The following is a 15,975-nucleotide window of genomic DNA, read 5'->3' as shown; positions in this document are numbered from 1 at the left end:
GGAAAGAATCGGTGGCTGACGTAGTCCCGACCGATACGGCCAGTCCTTTCTTCCAACGGCTCCCACGTTGTAGGAAAGCTGTTGTCCCGCGCAGAATTCGACGAGCCTATAGAGCGGCTTGATCAAACGCTACGATTTGTCCGACAATCCGGGACGGAGGAGCTCGTGCCAGGTCTGGCGAAGCCGGAACGGTTCACCGCGAATCACCAGGCATACCGCGCTCCCAGGGAGCGATCCGGAGACCTGATGGAGGTCCATCCCGGTTCACTCGACCATCCCCGAAAAGTGCGTAAGACATCTCCGCTGGTTGAGCAGAATAAATTGAGCTAACGCTTAGACCTCCTTAGCGTTAGCTCAACCTATCCGATGCTTCCATACCGCCTGGTACACGTTGCACAGAGCAAAGGACGCGCTCGGCGATATCAACGAGGCGCAGGTACTGCACCGCCGGGCATGACCTGGTGTCCCAGCAGCTGCTGCGCAGGCTCGCAGCAGCGACCCGATGACTCGACGGGGTCTGCTCCGCGACGGCTGGGCAACACATCCGACGGTGCGCGAGCGAGGAAAGTCATGCGATCTTGGCGGTGGATGGGGCTGAGCGCCGTATTGCTCGTGGCAGGTGTAGGAATCGGCTATCAATGGCACGCCGCCGATTCCCCCGAGCCACCGATGCCGGCCGCGGCGGGTATCGGGGATCCGTATTTCCCACCGGCGGGCAACAGCGGCTACGACGTGACCGGCTACGAGATTCAGCTTCGCTACGACCCGCCGACCGGGCGGCTCGACGGACGCACCACCGTCAACGCGCTGCCCACCGAGAACCGGGCCGAGTTCGCACTCGACCTGCGGCTGCCCGCGACCCAGGTGACGGTGAACAACCAGCTGGCACGGTTTCACCAGGACCGGGGCAAGCTGCTGTTCAGCCCAACCCGGCCGGTGCCGACCGGCCGGCCGATGGTGGTGCAGGTGACCTACGGCGGTGTGCCGTCGGAAGTCAGGGACGACCTCGGCCATGACCCGCCATGGACCCGTACCGTGGACGGCGCGGTCATCGCCGGCGAGCCCGAGGGCGCGGCCTGGTGGTTCCCGGCGAACGACCATCCATCGGACAAGGCGACCGTCGCGGTGACGGTGACCGTGCCCGCGGGGTTGCAGGCGATCTCGAACGGAAAATTGCTCGCTGGCCCCGAACCGGCCGAGCCCGGCTGGCAGCGATGGCGGTGGCGAGCCAGCGCGCCGATGGCCACCTATCTGGCATTCGTCGCGATCGGCCACTACGACATCGTCACGCGGGACACGCCCTACGGCCCGTATATCGCGGCTTTCCAGGACGGGCTCGACCCGCTGACCGCGACCGTCGCGCGCGCCGCGGTGGAGCAGACCCCGCAGATCGTCGGTGTGCTCTCCGGAATCTTCGGCCCGTATCCGTTCGACACGATCGGTGGCGTGGTACCCGACGCGTGCGCGCAGCAGTCCGCGTTGGAGACCCAGACCCGCCCGGTGTACGGGCCGCAGATGTTCCGTGCCGGCGCGGACGTCTCGGTGGTGGTGCACGAGCTGGCTCACCAGTGGTTCGGCGACACTGTGTCGGTGCACCGCTGGAGCGACATCTGGCTCAATGAGGGGTTCGCCAGCTACGCGGTGTGGCTCTACCGAGAACGGACCGGCGGTCCCAGCGCGAAGCAGATCGCCGACCAGACCTACCTGTGCAATTTCGCCAACACTGATTTCTGGCGGGTCCCGCCCGGTGACCCGGGTCCGGATGAACTGTTCAACTCAGCGGTGTACTCCCGAGGTGCTATGGCCCTGGAGGCGCTGCGCACGCGAGTGGGTGACGACGCCTTCTTCACCGGTCTGCGGACCTGGGTGACCGAACGGCAGGGCCACAACGGCACGGTGGCGGACTTCCTTGCGCTGCTGGAACGAATCTCCGGCAAGAAGGTCGACGACGTCGCCCAGACCTGGCTGTTCGCCCCGGTCCGACCGTCCACTCCGCCCGGCTGACCCGGCAATACACCCCCAGACACGTGGCGGATAGTTCGGGCGATGAGCAGTTGATGACCGCCGTCTCCCTCGGGGACGAATTCGTCGTGGTTCGATGATCAGGCCCGCCGAGCCCAGCCATCCTCGTTAGGTGTCCGCGTCGGGGTGACTTCACCACATGCGCGCGCCACCACCGAGCCAGTCGCTTTGCTCTCCCGTCCAGGCTGTCGCGCCGACCGTCGCAAGGAACACCCCACCGGTTCTCAACCAGGCCGCCGCGCGCTGGATGAGTACCTCTTGCTCTCGCTCGGGCAGATGGATCAGCAGGTACAGGCAGACGATCGCGTCGAAGGACGCGGCCGAGTAGACCAGGTCGATTGCATCGGCCCTGATGAAGCGGGCGCGCGGGACGAGTCGCCGTGCCCGGTCGATCTGGACCGCACTGAGGTCAACCCCGACGATCCTGTGGGCAAGCTCGGCCAGCCGTCGGGCCATCGGGATTCCACATCCACAGCCGAGATCGCGAATCTCGGCATTGATCGGGAGCCGTTCGGCGAGTAGGTGTAGCCAGGCCTCGTACTCTGCGGGTGCATCGTGATCGGCGCGATAACGCTCGGACACGGCGTCGTAGCCCCGCCTGACGATCCCTTTCCAGTCGCCTGACATCGCGTGGATTCCTTCAGGTCGGCCGCCGGCCGCTCGGGCGAAAAGCGATCGACGCTACGGACGGGGCTCCGGACTACGATTCGTCGTGTGGGAATACGGTCGCTGCGTGTACCGGAGGACATTCAGGCCTTGTCACACCTGGGCACCGCGTCGCACGCGGGCACTGTATTCCGGGTCTCGGCCACCTCGAAGGGATTTCAGCTCACCGAGCAATCGATACCGAGGCCGCTGATCAAGAACCACGAGTTCGTCACCGAGGTCACCGACCCGGATCGACGCTGGACCGACGGCTTCGTCGCGGTCGAGGGCACCAGCATCGTCGGCTTCGCTGCGACCGGGTACCAACGGTGGAACCGACGCCAGGTGCTGTGGCACCTCTACGTCGACCACCTGCACCGGGCCCGCGGCATCGGACGGAGACTGATCGAACACGTCATGTTCGCCGGCCGGAACAACGGCGCTCGGCACCTCTGGCTCGAGACGCAGAACACCAACGTCCTGGCCGTGCGCGCCTACCAGGCGATGGGTTTCGAACTCGTCGGACTCGACCGGACCCTGTACGACGGCGACTACGCCCACGAGACCGCGCTCTATTTCGCCAAACCCCTGTAAGTCGAAGCCGGGCACGTGGCCGCCGGGGCTACTCGGCCGAGTGGTCGCTGTCGGGCAGGGACCAGCAGGCGATGAGCGTGGGCAGCCCGAAGACGAGTAGGACGAGGGGCCACATGACGGCTTCGGTGAGGCGATACTCGATCGGGGGCGGGAATATGCCGTGCAGAACCACGATGACGCCGAACGCGACGAAGCAGACGATAGAAAGGATCATGTATGCCCGCGAATAGAATCCCTCCCCGTCGAGCTCGTCGGTGCGCCGAGTGGCCATGGTCATCATTATCAGTAGACCCATACCGATCAAGAAGCCCGCGAACCACACGAGGGCCGCGATCCGTTCCGGAAACAGCAGCGCCGCGACCGAATCGGAAGCCACGCACAGCAGATAGCCCACCGACAACCAGAGCCGCGTGACGCGGGGCGCGGGTCCGCCCCCGGCCCTGGCGCGCCGCGTAGCTTCGAGCCGCGCGCGAAGTTCTCGCCGGCGCTGTTGTTGCTTGATCCGCATGATGCGCTCCTCGGTTGTTCTCACCATCTGTCAGTCACCGTCACGGGCCGCCCACCATGCGGTAGCTGACGTAACCGCGATCGTTGTCGCGCAAGTTTGTAGGGCAGCCCGTTCTCGCCCGGTAACCCTTAGGCGAACGAATTTCGCCATCATCGATGCCGGTGAAGAAGGCGACGACGTTCTCGGCAATCCTGTTCGCAGTGTGCTGGAGCATGCAATATTTCAAGAATAAGCGACGACTAACATTCGGCAATCACCGTCCGATGGTCAATCCGCTCGATATCGTGCGGAAATGCAGTCTTCATCGACCGCCGACAACGAACCTGAGGATCAGCGTCCGCGGATCGATCCGCTGATACCGACCGGCTTCGCCGACTGGTCTCGCCGAGCACTCGACCTGAGCCGCCAGCGGCTCGGCTGGCTGTGACTGATCCACATCGTGGCAGTCATGCTGGTCGTGGGGTTTCTTGTGGCGTACGCCGCTCTCGAAGAGAGCGGCGTATACAGCCCGGGGCCTTGTTGCCGGCTCTGGAGTACCGCCGGACGGCTGCTGCGGCTGCCGGCGCCGTTCGCCCTGCTGGAGATGCCCACCGAGTACATCGCCCGCGAACTCACCGAGCGGCTGCTATCGGTCACACTCACCCAGGACCGGCTGGCGGCCTACATCGCCCAGATCCACCGAGGCGACCGGTTCGAACCAGTCGCCACCGGACTCTGGCTCGCCGACCCGGACGGCGAGCTAATCGCCACCGCCCACCGACCACCCGGCACCAACATCCTGCTCTGGAACAGCACTCAGACCGGCGAGCACCTCTGGCCCCGACATGAGGATCCGCGCCCTACAGCTCGGGCAGCTCCTCGATCTGGACGGCCGAGCTGATCGCGCGCACCGGCGCCGGGTTCGCGGTCAGGATCGGCAGGTCCCGAGCGATCGCCACTTCCACCGCGTGCGCGGCGGCGACGTCGACGCCCTGATGCATCCGCCACGCCCGGACTCCGGCAGCGGATGCGGTGGTCGCGTCGAGTTCCTCCACCTGCACGGCCGGAGCGTCGAGGAACAACTCCAGCAGCGCCCGCGACTCGGTGGGAACACTCGCCCAGGCGTGCAACAACTCACTGGACGGGGTGGGCAGGCTCATGCCCAGCTCGACCGCGGCGACCAGAAACGCCCGGGCATAGATCGACTGCCCGGTGGCGATGTCAGTGATGGCGGAGCTGGTGAGGACCCGGCCGCTCACGAGGCCTGGGATTGCGGCACGACCGACTCCCCCAGCAACGCGCGGCGCGCATAGGCCAGTGCCTGGGGATCGACATCGCCGGTCGCGGCCCGCCACCTAGCAAGCCACTCCTCACGAGTCATCCGAGCGTCCACCGCGTCCTGTACATACTGCGAGACGCTCGGCGAGCCCGCACGCTCGGCAGCGCTGGTGAGACCCTCCGCGACCCGAGGATCCAGCGTGACGGTGACTCGCTTCTTCTTGTCGCTCACACCCAAAGACTACCCCGCTCATACCCGTCGTCCAAGCACGCCTACCCGCCACATCGCGGACGGAATAGGGCGAAGTCAGAACTCAGCCAGCCACGACACCGCCCGTGACAGGCAGGTCGGAGGCGTCATCGAGCTCGGGGGCCTCGTCGGGCAGCCGCCAACCAGCACCGCGATCGACATCCATGGGATGAGATACAGACCGGCGAGGAACAGCGGCCAGGACATCTGGAGGAGGGTGATCGTGACCGTTGTGAGGAACAGCTGAACCAGGGTCGCAGGGACGCACCCGCCGAACGGCATGACGAAGGTGACGATGCGCAAGGCGACGCAGTCGGCCTGCAACACCTGGCCGCGTTGCCGCTCGGCCAGCAACGCGGAGTCGACGCTGTACTTCGTGTCCGGCGAAGGCAGGCAGCGCGGCCACTACCGAACACGTCACGCCCGCTCGCGGCCAGCAGCGCACCACGAGCGGAAGGGGCGGCAGAGGGTGGCACGATGGATCGATGCTCAAGTACGCGAAATTGGTGCCGGCGCACCTGACCGGCGTGCTTCTGCCCTGTAAGCGGGAAGGCTGGCCGTCGCTGCCCGCTGACCCGCAGCGGGCAGCCAGGGTGTTGACCGCTCCGGGGTCACCTCGGTCGTCGCGCTCGACCGAGGTCAGGTCGTCGGGTTCGCTGAGCTGCTCAGCGATGGAGAAATACAGGCCTACCTCGCTGTCATGGCCGTAGATCCCGCCCGTCGAGGCGAAGGTATCGGCCGCGCCCTGGTGAACGAAGCGCTGCGACTGGCCGGAGGTGAGCGCGTCGACCTGCTCAGCGAGGATGACGCCATCGGTTTCTACCGCGGGTTCCCCCACTTCCAGAAGACCGGCTTCCGCCTCTACCCATTCCATGAAAGCGCGCTCAATCAGTGACGATATAGAGAATCGCGAATTATCGCGGCGCCCCGATTATGGGCGATCGCGCACCCGGGTCGGGTCGGCTCACTTGTGCTGACCTGGGTGGTTCCGCAACGGCGGCGCGAACGGAGCCCGGTTGATGAACGAACCCAGTTCAGACCGGAGGATGAGTACGGCCGAACTTCGCCAGGTACCGGGACGCCGACGCGCGGACCTCAGGATCAGCGAGCGCCGCGGCCAGCGCCATCGCGTCGGTACCGCCATGCGCGGTACTCGCCAGCTCCTCGGTGGTGGCGTCGATGTGACGCTTGGTCTGTTCGAGCAGCACGGCGGGTTTGGCGGCCAGCGTCTCGGCCAGCTCGAACACCTCGTCATGCAGCCGCTCGGGAGGAACCACCCGGTTGAGGAAGCCGGCCGTGTGCGCCTCCTGCGCCCCAAACGGACGACAGGTCAACACGAGTTCTTTGGTCAACGCGGGTCCCAGCTCGCGGACGAGTCGCGGAATTCCGCCCAACGCGAGCGGGATGCCGAGATCGACCTCCGGAATCGAGAACACCGCGTCCTGGCTCGCGATCCGCAGGTCGCACACGGCGGCGAGCACGAGCCCACCACCCACGCAGTATCCGTGGACGGCGGCGATCGTGAGCGGACGCAGCCGATCGACCGCGTCGAGGGCCCGACGCCCCTGCTCAACGACGCGGTGCGTCAACGGGCCGTCGGTGCGCGGTATGAACTCGTCGAGGTCGAAACCCGCAGAGAACGCACGTCCCTCACCGATCAGCACGACGACTCGTACACTGAGTTCGTCATCGAGTCGGCGACAGACCTCGAGCAGTTCCGCGAGGAACTCACGGTTGAACGCGTTCAACCGTCGCGGCCGATTGAGAGTCAACGTCGCTATCGGCCCGTCGACCGCGAGCCGGAGCGGACCCACGTCGGTCACCGTTCTCGGTCGGTCAACGTATCCGGCGGAGCAGTCATGCATCCAAGGTCCCACACAACTCCCGAAACGGGCATCCGCGAAGGAACCCGCCGGCCATGGCGATCTCACCGCTACGCGAAGCACAGTCCCTCGACATGATCGCGGCCAGCCGAGACGGCGATCGGGTAGACGCCGATGCGATACCTCCCCGTCGGCTTCGGATCGTGGTCGGGCGGCTGGCCATCGAAGACGGCCAGCCGCCACCACCGGCACGCGGCGAAGCGGGGTGCTATCGGCTGCGCTTCCGCGAGGTCGACTCCGACGAGCGCGGGGCCGTGGTGACGTCGTTTCAGGCCAGCGCCCAGCCGCTGTATGACGGCTCTCCGGTGGAGCACTCGGCGGAGGTTCGACCGCCTGGCCCACCGTGCTACATGGCGACGGCTGGACGGCGACCTGGCAGGCACCGCGCCCGCTGATCGGAGAGGTCCAGCTGCGCGGCGTCCTGTTCGACGACCTGGTCCTCGAGATCAGCACCGGCGTCCGAGGCCGGGTGACTCGGGTACAGGTCATCACCGAGACGATCGACACGACCGGTCCCGGCAGAGCAGCGGTTGCGCGCGGTTGATATCGCACCACGCTGGTTCGGCTGGGGTCGGTCGAGCCGGCCGAGGCTCCCGCCATCGGCGCGTACGCGCCCGCGTTCGGCGATCCCCATGTCGCCGAGACCAGGGTACTGGTCGATCTTGACCTCGATCAGGTACCGCCGCCACCACCGCGACCGACGATCGTGCCTGGCTCCCTTGCGTCGCGGGTCCGGACCTGTGGATCGCCGACACCTGCCTGCCGCTGGTCATGCGGGTCCGGGGAGCGCTGACCGACGAGCCGGAGGTCGACGTGTTCCCGTGGCAAGGGCGCATTCTCCCCACCGAGAACTCCGGAGGACGGATACTGCACGCCGATCCAGCCGGTTGCTGGATCACCGGCCCTGATGGCATTCATCGCATCGACCCCAGGGACGGCGTCCGGCAGATCGACGACACCCCGATCGCCGTCTCCGGGCAGGACCTGCTGCTGATCGAGGTCCTACTCGGACCTGGTGACCTCCGATCGTCGTCAGTGCTGGGTCTGCTCGACCACCGGGCGACGGGGATCGAGGTGGAGCTGGGCTCGCGCGCCACCGTGGCCGCCGTCGCCCTCGATGACGGAAGCGGATCCTGCTACTGCTGCGTCACCTGACCAATCGATGGACGAGCGCCCCTGGCTGGGCAGGCTCGCCCGATCCGGCGAGCTGGTCGAGGGCTGCCCCTGCCTCGACGTCGGGCACCCCGCGTTGGTCGGGCTGCTGGGCAGCGACCCACCCATGTTGTTCGACGAGAGCAACGCGGCGCTGCGCTGGGTCCGCGACGACCTGACGATCAGCGCGGACAGGCCGATGCGCAGGCACACACTGCGCGCCTACGGCCGCGCCGGGCGGATGTGGGTGAGCGTCCATTCCCCACCCTCTCAGGACATCGCCATCCACGGGGTCGATGCCTGTTGGCCCTTGCCCGGCCCGCCGGTGTATCCCGAGGACCGCCAGTACTGGCTGCTTACCGAGCTCAGCCCGGTCACCCTGGACCCGATTGTGAGTGCCATGGTCCAAGCCGTCCCGGCCAGGTCGCCGTCGACGACACGGGCACGGCGTGGGTCCACACCGACGGGGTGCGCCACCTCACCTCCGACGACGGGTCAGCCGCGCAACTACTCGACCTGACCGCTTTGCTCAGCGGAACCGTATGGTTCCACCCGCACCAGGAATGACCTTCAGGATGTCGGCTGTCCGTCCTGGGCAAGCGGTTCAGAGCCTCACCTGACGCTGATCTACCACGAGCTGTCGAGCTGGGTCGCGGCACATCGGGGCAGGTCACCTGCTTTACGGCTGCGCCGAGAGCCCGGACGAGACGGCGGGGCAGCCTCGCGCGGACGAACAGTCGACTGCGGCCTAGCGGAACTTCTTGCGGCGATCAGCGTTGTGCGGACGTAGCGATGTCGGGGAGCTGTTGGGCGAGCAAGATGGCCACGCGATGAAGTGCGGTGGTGTCCCGGTGGATTCTGGCCACGAGTAGCGCGCCCTCGAACGCGGCGAGGATGAGCATCGCCTGATCCTGCGCATCGGATCGGGTGAGTCCGCTGGCGCGCAGCGCGGCGTTCAGCCGCGCCAGCCAGTCGTCGAGCACCGCGCGGCAGATATCGCCGATCCGGTCGTCAGCCGCAGCCTCTTCCAGGGCGACGGTGGCCAGGGGGCAGCCGTCAAGGAACCCGGATTGTTCGAGGTTGGCCGCGAGCACCTCGGCGATGTCGGTCAACGCACCTGGCAGATCGGTCTCGTGGAATGCGTGCTCGATCGCGCGGTTGACGGCGCGCCCGCTGCGCTGGACGGCGGCGACGACGATCTCCGTCTTGCCGCCGGGGAAGTGGTAGTAGAGCGAGCCCTTCGGCACGCTCGCGGCGCTGAACACCTCGCTGACCCCGGTGCCACGGTGACCATGACGTCGAAACAGCTGTGAGGCGCTACGCAAGATCGCCGTGCGCGGCGCCACTCGAGGGGTTGGCAAGTCTCTCATGGTGGCGCTACGGTATCAGACGATCGTCTACTAGACGGTCATCTATATCTATGTTCAGTGATCACCGTGGCTGTGGCCAGGGAACCCACGCTCACTGATCAAGAGGAGTGCAGATGCGGCAGCTGATGTATCTCGAACCGGGGCGCTGCGAATGGAGCACCGTCGAGGCACCAACACTGACCGAGCCCGGGCAGGCACTGGTTCGGCCACTCACGGTGGCCACCTGCGATCTGGACGTGGCGGTCCTGCGTAGCAAGGTCCCGCTGTTCACCGGGCCGTTCGCCTTCGGCCACGAATCGATCTGCGAGGTCGTCGAGGTCGGTGACCAAGTCCGAACCATGGCCCCGGGCGACCGGGTGGTCTTGCCGTTCCAGATCTCCTGCGGGGCCTGCTCAGCCTGCACACAAGGCCGAACCGGGAACTGTCAGACGGTGTCCGGCATCTCGATGTACGGAATCGGCAAGTTCGGCGGCGGATGGGGCGGAGTGCTCACCGAGCTGGTCCTGGTGCCGTACGCGGACGCGATGCTGGTGGCGCTGCCGGCCGGGATCGATCCGCTGGCGGTGCCCAGCGCCGTAGACAACCTGCCCGACGCTTGGCGCACCGTCGCACCCGCGCTGACCGCCCGCCCCGCCGCCGATGTGCTCATCAGTGCCGGCGGTGCGGGCAGCGTGGGGCTATACGCCACCGGGATCGCCGCCGCGCTGGGCGCCGGATCGGTGACCTACGTCGACAACCACGCCGAGCGACGTGAGGTCGCCGCGCGGCTGGGTGCCACCGTGCTGGACTCGGCCTCGGCGAGCGACCTGGGTCAGTTCCCGATCACCGTCGATGCCAGCGCCCGTCCGGAGGGCCTCGCGCTGGCACTGCGAGCCACCGAACCCGACGGGGTCTGTACCAGCGTCGGGATCTACTACCAGCCCACCGAGGTGCCGCTGTTCGAGATGTACCTCAAAGGCATCACCTTCCACACCGGCCGGGTACATGCCCGCGCGGCCATCCCCGGAGTGCTCGATCTGGTGGCGACCGGCGCGTTCAACCCGGCGACGGTCACCAGCGCTGTCGTGAGCTGGGAAGACGCGCCGACGGCGTTGGCCGACCCGCCCACGAAACTCGTGATCGCCCGCCCCGAGCTGATCGATGACCGCTCTGCGGCTGTCGCGTTACCCGCGCGGCAGCCGTGATCGCCGCACACCTGACCCCGCGAGACCCGCACACCGAAAGGAACATCGGAGATGAGTCAGCCCACCGACAGCGTGCTCTACGACAAGCAGGGCCACATCGCGCTGATCACCCTGAACCGACCCGAGGCTAAGAACGCCATCGACCCGGGGATGGACCAACGCCTGGCCGAGATCTGGTACGAGTTCCGCGACGACGACCAGCTGCACGTGGCCATCCTGACCGGGGCCGGAGACGCCTTCTGCGCAGGAGCGGACCGAGACACCTGGTTCACGCGGTGGGTCGACGCGGACCCTGCTCAGGTGCGCTCCCACGTCGAGGGAATCGGTTTCGCCGGCCTGACTCGCGGGCTGCGCGACCTCAACAAACCGATCATCGCCGCGATCAACGGCTGGACGCTGGGCGGCGCACTGGAACTGGCGCTGGCCTGCGACATTCGCATCGCATCACAGCTGGCGCGGTTCGGACTCCCGTTGGTCCGCTACGGTTTTCACACCGGCGACGGCGGGATCACCCGCCTGATCCACACCTGCGGGATCGGGGTCGCGCTAGACCTCCAACTGACCGGCGAACCCATCGATGCCCAGCGCGCCCTGGCCTGCAACCTCGTCACCAGGGTCGTCGCGCCCGACGAGCTGCTCCCCGCCGCGTTCAACGTCGCCAATCTGATCCTGGCCAACAACCAGACCGCGATCCGCTCGGCCAAGCGAACCACCCTGGACCTCATCGGCCGAACACTAGAAGACCAACTTCGCCTCGAAGCATGGAACGGCTACACCCTCAGCCAGGGCCAGGACATCCTCGCCGCCTTCGCCGTACAGCAACGATGACTCAAGAAACGGGAGCACCAGAATGAAGGCGCTGTATGAGAAGAGGGACCGGATCGCTTACATCACTTTCAACCGGCCCGAAGCAAAAACGCGATCGATCCCGAGATGCAGAACCTACTCGTGGAGATCTGGTCCGACTTCCGCGACGACCCGGACACGGATGTCGCCATCGTCGCCAGCGCGGGCGACGCATTCTGCGCAGGCGCCGACCTCAAGACCTACATTCCGCCGTTTCTGCGGGGCGAGTGCAGCCTGCGAGACACGGTGAACCTGGGGTTCGGCGGTATCGCCCGAGGCTTACACAAGATACATAAACCGATGATCGCCGCTGTCAACGGATGGGCTCTCGCCGTCGGTTTGGAACAAGCATTGGCCTGTGACATCCGGATCGCCAGCGAACGCGCGAAATTCGGATCGTTCGAGGCCCGCCGAGGCTACCACCATGGCGATGGTGGAATCATGCGAATGGTCAATGCCTGTGGCGCCAGCGTGGCCTCGCATATGCTGCTCACCGCCGAGCCGATCGATGCACATCAAGCATTACGCTGGAATCTCGTATCTAGGGTAGTCCCCCACGATCAGCTGATGCCCGAGGCTGAAGTCATCGCGGCGCAGATCCTCCGCAATGCGCAGCCGGCGGTACGCAGCGCCAAGGAAACCATCCAGGACGTCATCGGAAAGGATCTCGACGCCCAACTCCGCATCGAGGCCTGGAACGCCTACACCTGTCTCGACATCGACCAGACCACCGAGCGCCTGCAACGTTTCTACGACGAAACCGACGTCGACTGGGCCACTCGATCTTGCTGAGTTCCAGGACAACGGACGATCCTCGGCTCGGGCTAGAAGTCAGCCATCTCGCGGAGCCATTCTCGTAGCTGTCCGACTTCAGCGACGGCAGCGACTCCCAGCGGCTTGTCCTGGGTGAACGCCGCGGTCGACAGCGCCACGATCTCTTCGGTTCGTGCCCAGCTCGGCCGATGCAGACCAGACCCTGGAGAAGCGATACGCACATGGTGCTCGAGCCCGCGGTCACGGCTGGTGAGTGGCACGACAAGGGCCATGTCGATCGGGAACCGCAGTGGGCCATCGAGCCGACCACCACCGCCGGACGGATACCGCCCTGCTTGTGCCGATCGGTTGACCGAAGTCGACCAGCCACAGCTGCCACGGAGCGATCTGAGGAGTTCGGCTCAACGGTTGTACTCGGGGTACTCGTCATCGGCCGACGGCAGACCATCCCCGGCGACGTTGTCGGTCAGCTTGGCCTCGCTCTGATAGCTGGCCCACTCGTCCGGATCGGCACGCAGCTGCTCGTATCGCCGCATGATCTGGTTGATCTTGTATTCTCGGACCAGCCTTTTCAACGCCTCGCCGAGGCTCACCCCGTGAAAGTCGCGCTCAGCGATCGCCGCCAGCTGGTTACGAGTCTCGCTGTCGAGCTGCATCGACGTGACGTTTGCCATGGCTCGGAATACAGGTGAAGCCATGGGTTGTACCGTAGCCCTGAGCCCTGTTCGAACCCACGGTCGCTTTGCCCCAGATCGGAGTCAAGCGTGCCACGGGCCTAATGGGTAGCGATGGCGTGGCGGACTCGTTCGCTAAGCGCTCTTCCCCTCGGGAGTCGCGTTGGCGGGGTCGTCGAGCAGGACCTGCAGGACACCGACGATTGCTCCGACCAGGGCGGCGGCGACTTCGTCGAGCTCATCGGGGAACGCGGCATGCAGGTTCCTGGCGATCCCTCGCTCGGCGGCGAGTTGAAGCTGCAGGGCACGGCCTCGGACCGACGGGACCGTGCGAAGCAGCCGCAGCCCGGTCAGGTCGCCGACGATGTCGTCCTCGGTCTCAGCGACGGCATGCAGTGCGCGAAGCAGCACACACCTGCGCGGGTCGTTCACCGGCGCCTCGGGTGGCGAACGCGTCACGAGCCGCTCAGATCACTGTTGGCGGGGCGCTGAGGCCGGAATGGGCGCCTTGTTCGATGTCCGCACACACCGGCGGAGAGAAGGGCGAGCGCATGCCCCCGGTCAGTCCGCTGAGGAGCCCGAGGGAGCGATTCCAGAACCACCGGCGCCGTCGCCGCGCCGAGCTGGACGGCTATACCCCTGCTCAACTGCGCTGCGCTGGATCCGGTTGATCGGTGGCTCGGCCCTCACCGTCTTCGTCGCACTACCGGTTCTGCTGCCGTTCCTCGGATACCTGTTCATCTCTGTCCCGACCGCGCGCGACGCGGTCAGCCGCTGGGGCGGCCCTGAGCCGGCGCGGATCGTCCCCGTCGAAGGCGCTCGGATCAAAGTCTTTCTCGACCAGGTGCCACCATCCGTGGAGTACGCGGTGCTGTCCGCCGAGGACCGCACCTTCTACTCCAACCCGGGGTTTCGATCCGGTCAGCCTGGCTGAGGGCGCCTGGCAACAGCTCGCCGGAGGCGACGGCGGTGGTGCCACGATCACCCAGCGGTACATCAAGGCGACGCTGCCTGGCGACGAGCACTCGCTCTGGCGCAGATACCAAGAGATGATCATCGCGATGAAAGTGTCGCGCCAGAGCGACAAGAAGGAGATCTTCGCCGACTACTTCAACTCGGTCTACTTCGGCCGAGGTGCCTACGGCATGGAATCCGCCAGCCAGGCCTACTTCGGCAAGAACGTCTGGGAGCTGAACGTCTCCGAGGTAGCCGTCCTCATCGGCGTCATCCAGATGCCGTCCCGGTGGGACCCGGCGCTGGATCCGCGGCGGACTGAGGGACGATGGAACTTCGTGCTGGATGCCATGGTCGCCCAAGGCTGGCTGACTGCCGAACACCGCATGCAGGCGCGTTTTCCGATCGCCTGACGAGAGCGCGGCCTCCCGGCCTAGGGTGTCACATCAGTGACGCCGCACGACGGCGATCGCGGATCGGCGCACCACGCGTCAGGTGCGTTCCACGGCAACGCCGCAAGCGTCGCCCTCTGGACTGCGTCGCGCACCAGGGACATCCTGCGCGAGTTACTCGCCGAGTCCTGACTGTGTCCCGCGCGGTCAGGACTTACGCCCGATGCCGCCCACCTGAAGGGTGTGCACCGGGCTGTCGGTTGGGGTGAGTTCGTCCGGGCGCCAGTCGTTGACGTACAGCAGACTCGGCTCGACCAGCTCGAGCCCTTCGAAGAATCGCAGGTGCCCGGCCCAGGTGCGAAAGCGACCCGTGCCGAGTCCACCCTCGAAGTGTTCCTTGCCGCCCCGGACATAGTGGTACACCCGGACGATCGAGGGCCTGTTGAGGTCCACGCCCGCGGAGTATGGCGATCATGCTCGCGCATTCAGGCGTCGCGGAAATCGATGAGCCGAGGCCGATCTCAGTTGCTATGACAAAGTTATCCAGGGTGCCTTCATCACTCACGGGTGCCGTCGAAGGGATACGCACCTGCCCCGGGTACTTCGACCTGGCCCGCGATGGTGTCATCGACGACGTGGCCGTCCCAGCCGAGGCTCATATCGAACGGTGTGGTGATGTGGCTGGCGCCAGTGATGTGGCCGCCGTCAGCGACGCCGTCGGTGAGGTCGACGTCGATGCCGAGCGCGGGGCTGCTGACTGTCCCGGTCAGCGTGGTGTCCTCGACCGCCAACCTCAGGGTGAGCCGCTGGTCCCCGGCCGGGTGGTGGAATGTCACGGCCCAGGTCCCCGAGACCTTCGCCAGACCCGTGGCGGTGGTCGGCGACGCTGGCGCGGTCGGTATGGATGCACCGGGCTTATACGGTTCCCCGAGCGGCGGCCGACCATCCTCGGGCTGTACCCCGACGCCGTTGAGCACGCCGGCAGTCATCTGGTAAAAACCGATCAGCATGATCAGGGAGAGGATCGCGCCCTCATCGAGGGTGTGTCGAAGTGCCGCCCAGGTAGGGTCAGACAGGGCGTTGTCAGCACAGAGTTCGTCGACGGCGGCCAGGAGCACGGCGTCGGAATCCGACCAGGTCGCCGTCTCGTCGGCCAGCGCACAGACCTCGCTGACGGACAGACCGTACATCTGCGCCGCGACGGTGTGGTTGGCCCACTCGTAAGCGCAGCGGGTCCGCAGCGCAACCCGCAGGATGACCAGCTCCCGGTCACGTCCGGTCAGCGGACTGTCCGAGATCACTCGTCCGGCGAAGGTGATCCAGGCGCCGAGTAGTTCGTCGCGGTGCGCGAGAACCTGCACGACCGTTGAGGCACCGACCAGCAGTTTGCGCTGCTCAGCGGTGAGATCCGCGATGTCGATGGGCGCGATGCGTGGGGCTGTGGGGCGAGGGATGGTGTCGGATCGCATG

General features: G+C 66.3%; 24 protein-coding genes and 2 pseudogenes. 14 read left to right on the top strand and 12 right to left on the bottom strand.

Features of this window, described 5'->3' with window-relative positions; translation table 11 throughout:
* Positions 1–612 precede the first annotated feature (612 nt).
* Positions 613–2,004 carry a M1 family metallopeptidase gene (locus tag G406_RS47965; protein ID WP_169736722.1) on the top strand — a complete coding sequence of 464 codons (1,392 nt, stop codon included), beginning with the start codon at positions 613–615 and terminating at the stop codon, positions 2,002–2,004.
* A gap of 150 nt (positions 2,005–2,154) precedes the next feature.
* Here the strand turns inward: G406_RS47965 and G406_RS57820 are convergent, their stop codons facing one another.
* A complete protein-coding gene (locus G406_RS57820) occupies positions 2,155–2,649 on the bottom strand; it encodes a class I SAM-dependent methyltransferase (RefSeq protein WP_064742970.1) in 495 nt (164 codons plus the stop codon).
* 87 nt (positions 2,650–2,736) lie between these two features.
* Between G406_RS57820 and G406_RS0118825 the strand changes: the two genes are divergently transcribed.
* Positions 2,737–3,261 carry a GNAT family N-acetyltransferase gene (locus G406_RS0118825; RefSeq protein ID WP_051342328.1) on the top strand — a complete coding sequence of 175 codons (525 nt, stop codon included), beginning with the start codon at positions 2,737–2,739 and terminating at the stop codon, positions 3,259–3,261.
* Positions 3,262–3,289: 28 nt separating this feature from the next.
* Here G406_RS0118825 and G406_RS0118820 read toward each other — a convergent pair whose 3' ends face one another.
* Positions 3,290–3,769, bottom strand: coding sequence for a hypothetical protein (locus G406_RS0118820; protein WP_156934979.1), 480 nt, complete (start codon positions 3,767–3,769; stop codon positions 3,290–3,292).
* A 292-nt stretch (positions 3,770–4,061) separates the two neighbouring features.
* Between G406_RS0118820 and G406_RS59405 the strand changes: the two genes are divergently transcribed.
* Both G406_RS59405 and G406_RS0118810 read left to right on the top strand, forming a co-directional pair.
* Positions 4,062–4,196: a hypothetical protein gene (locus G406_RS59405; RefSeq protein ID WP_281172469.1), complete on the top strand. Its 135-nt coding sequence runs from the start codon at positions 4,062–4,064 to the stop codon at positions 4,194–4,196.
* A gap of 21 nt (positions 4,197–4,217) precedes the next feature.
* Positions 4,218–4,649: a PDC sensor domain-containing protein gene (locus G406_RS0118810; RefSeq protein ID WP_028935023.1), complete on the top strand. Its 432-nt coding sequence runs from the start codon at positions 4,218–4,220 to the stop codon at positions 4,647–4,649.
* Here G406_RS0118810 and G406_RS0118805 read toward each other — a convergent pair.
* From G406_RS0118805 to G406_RS0118795, 3 genes are all read right to left on the bottom strand, one after another.
* Entirely contained in the window at positions 4,609–5,007 is a 399-nt protein-coding gene (locus G406_RS0118805; RefSeq protein WP_028935022.1) for a hypothetical protein, read from the bottom strand. The two genes, G406_RS0118810 and G406_RS0118805, sit on opposite strands and share 41 nt — an antisense overlap.
* Positions 5,004–5,258 carry a hypothetical protein gene (locus G406_RS0118800; RefSeq protein WP_028935021.1) on the bottom strand — a complete coding sequence of 85 codons (255 nt, stop codon included), beginning with the start codon at positions 5,256–5,258 and terminating at the stop codon, positions 5,004–5,006. Before G406_RS0118800 ends, G406_RS0118805 begins: the two co-directional genes overlap by 4 nt.
* Positions 5,259–5,333: 75 nt before the next feature.
* The gene (locus tag G406_RS0118795) at positions 5,334–5,630 is read right to left on the bottom strand and encodes a hypothetical protein (protein ID WP_028935020.1); all 297 of its coding nucleotides are present in this window, start codon (positions 5,628–5,630) and stop codon (positions 5,334–5,336) included.
* Positions 5,631–5,892: 262 nt separating this feature from the next.
* On the opposite strand from G406_RS0118795, the pseudogene G406_RS55815 reads away from it, so the two are divergent.
* A pseudogene (locus G406_RS55815) lies at positions 5,893–6,171 on the top strand (GNAT family N-acetyltransferase); the annotation flags it as partial.
* 139 nt (positions 6,172–6,310) lie between these two features.
* Here G406_RS55815 and G406_RS0118785 read toward each other — a convergent pair.
* Positions 6,311–7,090: an enoyl-CoA hydratase/isomerase family protein gene (locus tag G406_RS0118785; protein WP_028935018.1), complete on the bottom strand. Its 780-nt coding sequence runs from the start codon at positions 7,088–7,090 to the stop codon at positions 6,311–6,313.
* A 412-nt stretch (positions 7,091–7,502) separates the two neighbouring features.
* Between G406_RS0118785 and G406_RS0118775 the strand changes: the two genes are divergently transcribed.
* The 3 genes from G406_RS0118775 to G406_RS0118765 all read left to right on the top strand — a co-directional run bounded on the left by G406_RS0118775 (position 7,503) and on the right by G406_RS0118765 (position 8,831).
* Entirely contained in the window at positions 7,503–7,703 is a 201-nt protein-coding gene (locus G406_RS0118775) for a hypothetical protein (RefSeq protein ID WP_028935016.1), read from the top strand.
* A 227-nt stretch (positions 7,704–7,930) separates the two neighbouring features.
* Positions 7,931–8,314 carry a hypothetical protein gene (locus G406_RS0118770; RefSeq protein WP_028935015.1) on the top strand — a complete coding sequence of 128 codons (384 nt, stop codon included), beginning with the start codon at positions 7,931–7,933 and terminating at the stop codon, positions 8,312–8,314.
* Positions 8,315–8,321: 7 nt separating this feature from the next.
* Complete coding sequence (locus G406_RS0118765) at positions 8,322–8,831, top strand: hypothetical protein (protein WP_028935014.1); 510 nt, start codon at positions 8,322–8,324, stop codon at positions 8,829–8,831.
* A 250-nt stretch (positions 8,832–9,081) separates the two neighbouring features.
* On the opposite strand, the gene G406_RS47955 is transcribed toward G406_RS0118765, so the two are convergent.
* Positions 9,082–9,681 carry a TetR/AcrR family transcriptional regulator gene (locus G406_RS47955; protein ID WP_084216173.1) on the bottom strand — a complete coding sequence of 200 codons (600 nt, stop codon included), beginning with the start codon at positions 9,679–9,681 and terminating at the stop codon, positions 9,082–9,084.
* A gap of 113 nt (positions 9,682–9,794) precedes the next feature.
* Here G406_RS47955 and G406_RS47950 point away from each other — a divergent pair, with 113 nt between their 5' ends.
* The 3 genes and pseudogenes from G406_RS47950 to G406_RS47945 all read left to right on the top strand — a co-directional run.
* Complete coding sequence (locus tag G406_RS47950; protein ID WP_051342349.1) at positions 9,795–10,865, top strand: zinc-dependent alcohol dehydrogenase; 1,071 nt, start codon at positions 9,795–9,797, stop codon at positions 10,863–10,865.
* Between the two features lie 51 nt (positions 10,866–10,916).
* A complete protein-coding gene (locus G406_RS0118750) occupies positions 10,917–11,693 on the top strand; it encodes an enoyl-CoA hydratase/isomerase family protein (RefSeq protein ID WP_028935013.1) in 777 nt (258 codons plus the stop codon).
* Positions 11,694–11,783: 90 nt separating this feature from the next.
* Positions 11,784–12,503: pseudogene (locus G406_RS47945) on the top strand (enoyl-CoA hydratase/isomerase family protein); the annotation flags it as partial.
* Between the two features lie 32 nt (positions 12,504–12,535).
* Here G406_RS47945 and G406_RS59750 read toward each other — a convergent pair.
* From G406_RS59750 to G406_RS47940, 3 genes are all read right to left on the bottom strand, one after another.
* The gene (locus G406_RS59750) at positions 12,536–12,757 is read right to left on the bottom strand and encodes a type II toxin-antitoxin system PemK/MazF family toxin (RefSeq protein ID WP_211241199.1); all 222 of its coding nucleotides are present in this window, start codon (positions 12,755–12,757) and stop codon (positions 12,536–12,538) included.
* Positions 12,758–12,886: 129 nt separating this feature from the next.
* Positions 12,887–13,183, bottom strand: coding sequence for a hypothetical protein (locus G406_RS0118735; protein ID WP_028935012.1), 297 nt, complete (start codon positions 13,181–13,183; stop codon positions 12,887–12,889).
* 111 nt (positions 13,184–13,294) lie between these two features.
* Positions 13,295–13,618: a hypothetical protein gene (locus tag G406_RS47940; RefSeq protein ID WP_156934977.1), complete on the bottom strand. Its 324-nt coding sequence runs from the start codon at positions 13,616–13,618 to the stop codon at positions 13,295–13,297.
* Positions 13,619–13,826: 208 nt separating this feature from the next.
* Between G406_RS47940 and G406_RS58915 the strand changes: the two genes are divergently transcribed.
* From G406_RS58915 to G406_RS59400, 3 genes are read left to right on the top strand one after another with little or no spacing between them, the layout of a single operon-like run.
* Positions 13,827–14,093 carry a transglycosylase domain-containing protein gene (locus G406_RS58915; RefSeq protein ID WP_028935011.1) on the top strand — a complete coding sequence of 89 codons (267 nt, stop codon included), beginning with the start codon at positions 13,827–13,829 and terminating at the stop codon, positions 14,091–14,093.
* Positions 14,086–14,526: a biosynthetic peptidoglycan transglycosylase gene (locus G406_RS58910; protein WP_245607158.1), complete on the top strand. Its 441-nt coding sequence runs from the start codon at positions 14,086–14,088 to the stop codon at positions 14,524–14,526. The genes G406_RS58915 and G406_RS58910 overlap by 8 nt, the downstream gene beginning before the upstream one ends.
* Before the next feature lie 36 nt (positions 14,527–14,562).
* Positions 14,563–14,697: a hypothetical protein gene (locus G406_RS59400; protein ID WP_281172467.1), complete on the top strand. Its 135-nt coding sequence runs from the start codon at positions 14,563–14,565 to the stop codon at positions 14,695–14,697.
* A 15-nt stretch (positions 14,698–14,712) separates the two neighbouring features.
* Here the strand turns inward: G406_RS59400 and G406_RS0118715 are convergent, their stop codons facing one another.
* Complete coding sequence (locus G406_RS0118715; protein ID WP_028935009.1) at positions 14,713–14,958, bottom strand: SAM-dependent methyltransferase; 246 nt, start codon at positions 14,956–14,958, stop codon at positions 14,713–14,715.
* A gap of 104 nt (positions 14,959–15,062) precedes the next feature.
* Positions 15,063–15,974, bottom strand: a complete 912-nt coding sequence (locus G406_RS0118710; RefSeq protein ID WP_051342325.1) for a carboxymuconolactone decarboxylase family protein — start codon at positions 15,972–15,974, stop codon at positions 15,063–15,065.
* Position 15,975: the final 1 nt, after the last annotated feature.

It is taken from the genome of Actinospineispora spinosispora DSM 44797 (genome assembly GCF_000429025.1).
GTDB lineage: Bacteria > Actinomycetota > Actinomycetes > Mycobacteriales > Pseudonocardiaceae > Pseudonocardia > Pseudonocardia spinosispora.
This window is presented reverse-complemented; position numbering and strand designations above follow the sequence as displayed.

What these genes read in the sequence shown, in the direction of transcription:
- G406_RS57820 (WP_064742970.1), bottom strand. Translation starts at nt 2,649, where the DNA reads ATGTCAGGCGACTGGAAAGGGATCGTCAGGCGGGGCTACGACGCCGTG.
- G406_RS0118820 (WP_156934979.1), bottom strand. Translation starts at nt 3,769, where the DNA reads ATGCGGATCAAGCAACAACAGCGCCGGCGAGAACTTCGCGCGCGGCTC.
- G406_RS59405 (WP_281172469.1), top strand. Translation starts at nt 4,062, where the DNA reads ATGCAGTCTTCATCGACCGCCGACAACGAACCTGAGGATCAGCGTCCG.
- G406_RS0118810 (WP_028935023.1), top strand. Translation starts at nt 4,218, where the DNA reads ATGCTGGTCGTGGGGTTTCTTGTGGCGTACGCCGCTCTCGAAGAGAGC.
- G406_RS0118770 (WP_028935015.1), top strand. Translation starts at nt 7,931, where the DNA reads ATGCGGGTCCGGGGAGCGCTGACCGACGAGCCGGAGGTCGACGTGTTC.
- G406_RS0118765 (WP_028935014.1), top strand. Translation starts at nt 8,322, where the DNA reads ATGGACGAGCGCCCCTGGCTGGGCAGGCTCGCCCGATCCGGCGAGCTG.
- G406_RS47955 (WP_084216173.1), bottom strand. Translation starts at nt 9,681, where the DNA reads ATGAGAGACTTGCCAACCCCTCGAGTGGCGCCGCGCACGGCGATCTTG.
- G406_RS47950 (WP_051342349.1), top strand. Translation starts at nt 9,795, where the DNA reads ATGCGGCAGCTGATGTATCTCGAACCGGGGCGCTGCGAATGGAGCACC.
- G406_RS0118750 (WP_028935013.1), top strand. Translation starts at nt 10,917, where the DNA reads ATGAGTCAGCCCACCGACAGCGTGCTCTACGACAAGCAGGGCCACATC.
- G406_RS59750 (WP_211241199.1), bottom strand. Translation starts at nt 12,757, where the DNA reads ATGGCCCTTGTCGTGCCACTCACCAGCCGTGACCGCGGGCTCGAGCAC.
- G406_RS0118735 (WP_028935012.1), bottom strand. Translation starts at nt 13,183, where the DNA reads ATGGCTTCACCTGTATTCCGAGCCATGGCAAACGTCACGTCGATGCAG.
- G406_RS0118710 (WP_051342325.1), bottom strand. Translation starts at nt 15,974, where the DNA reads ATGCGATCCGACACCATCCCTCGCCCCACAGCCCCACGCATCGCGCCC.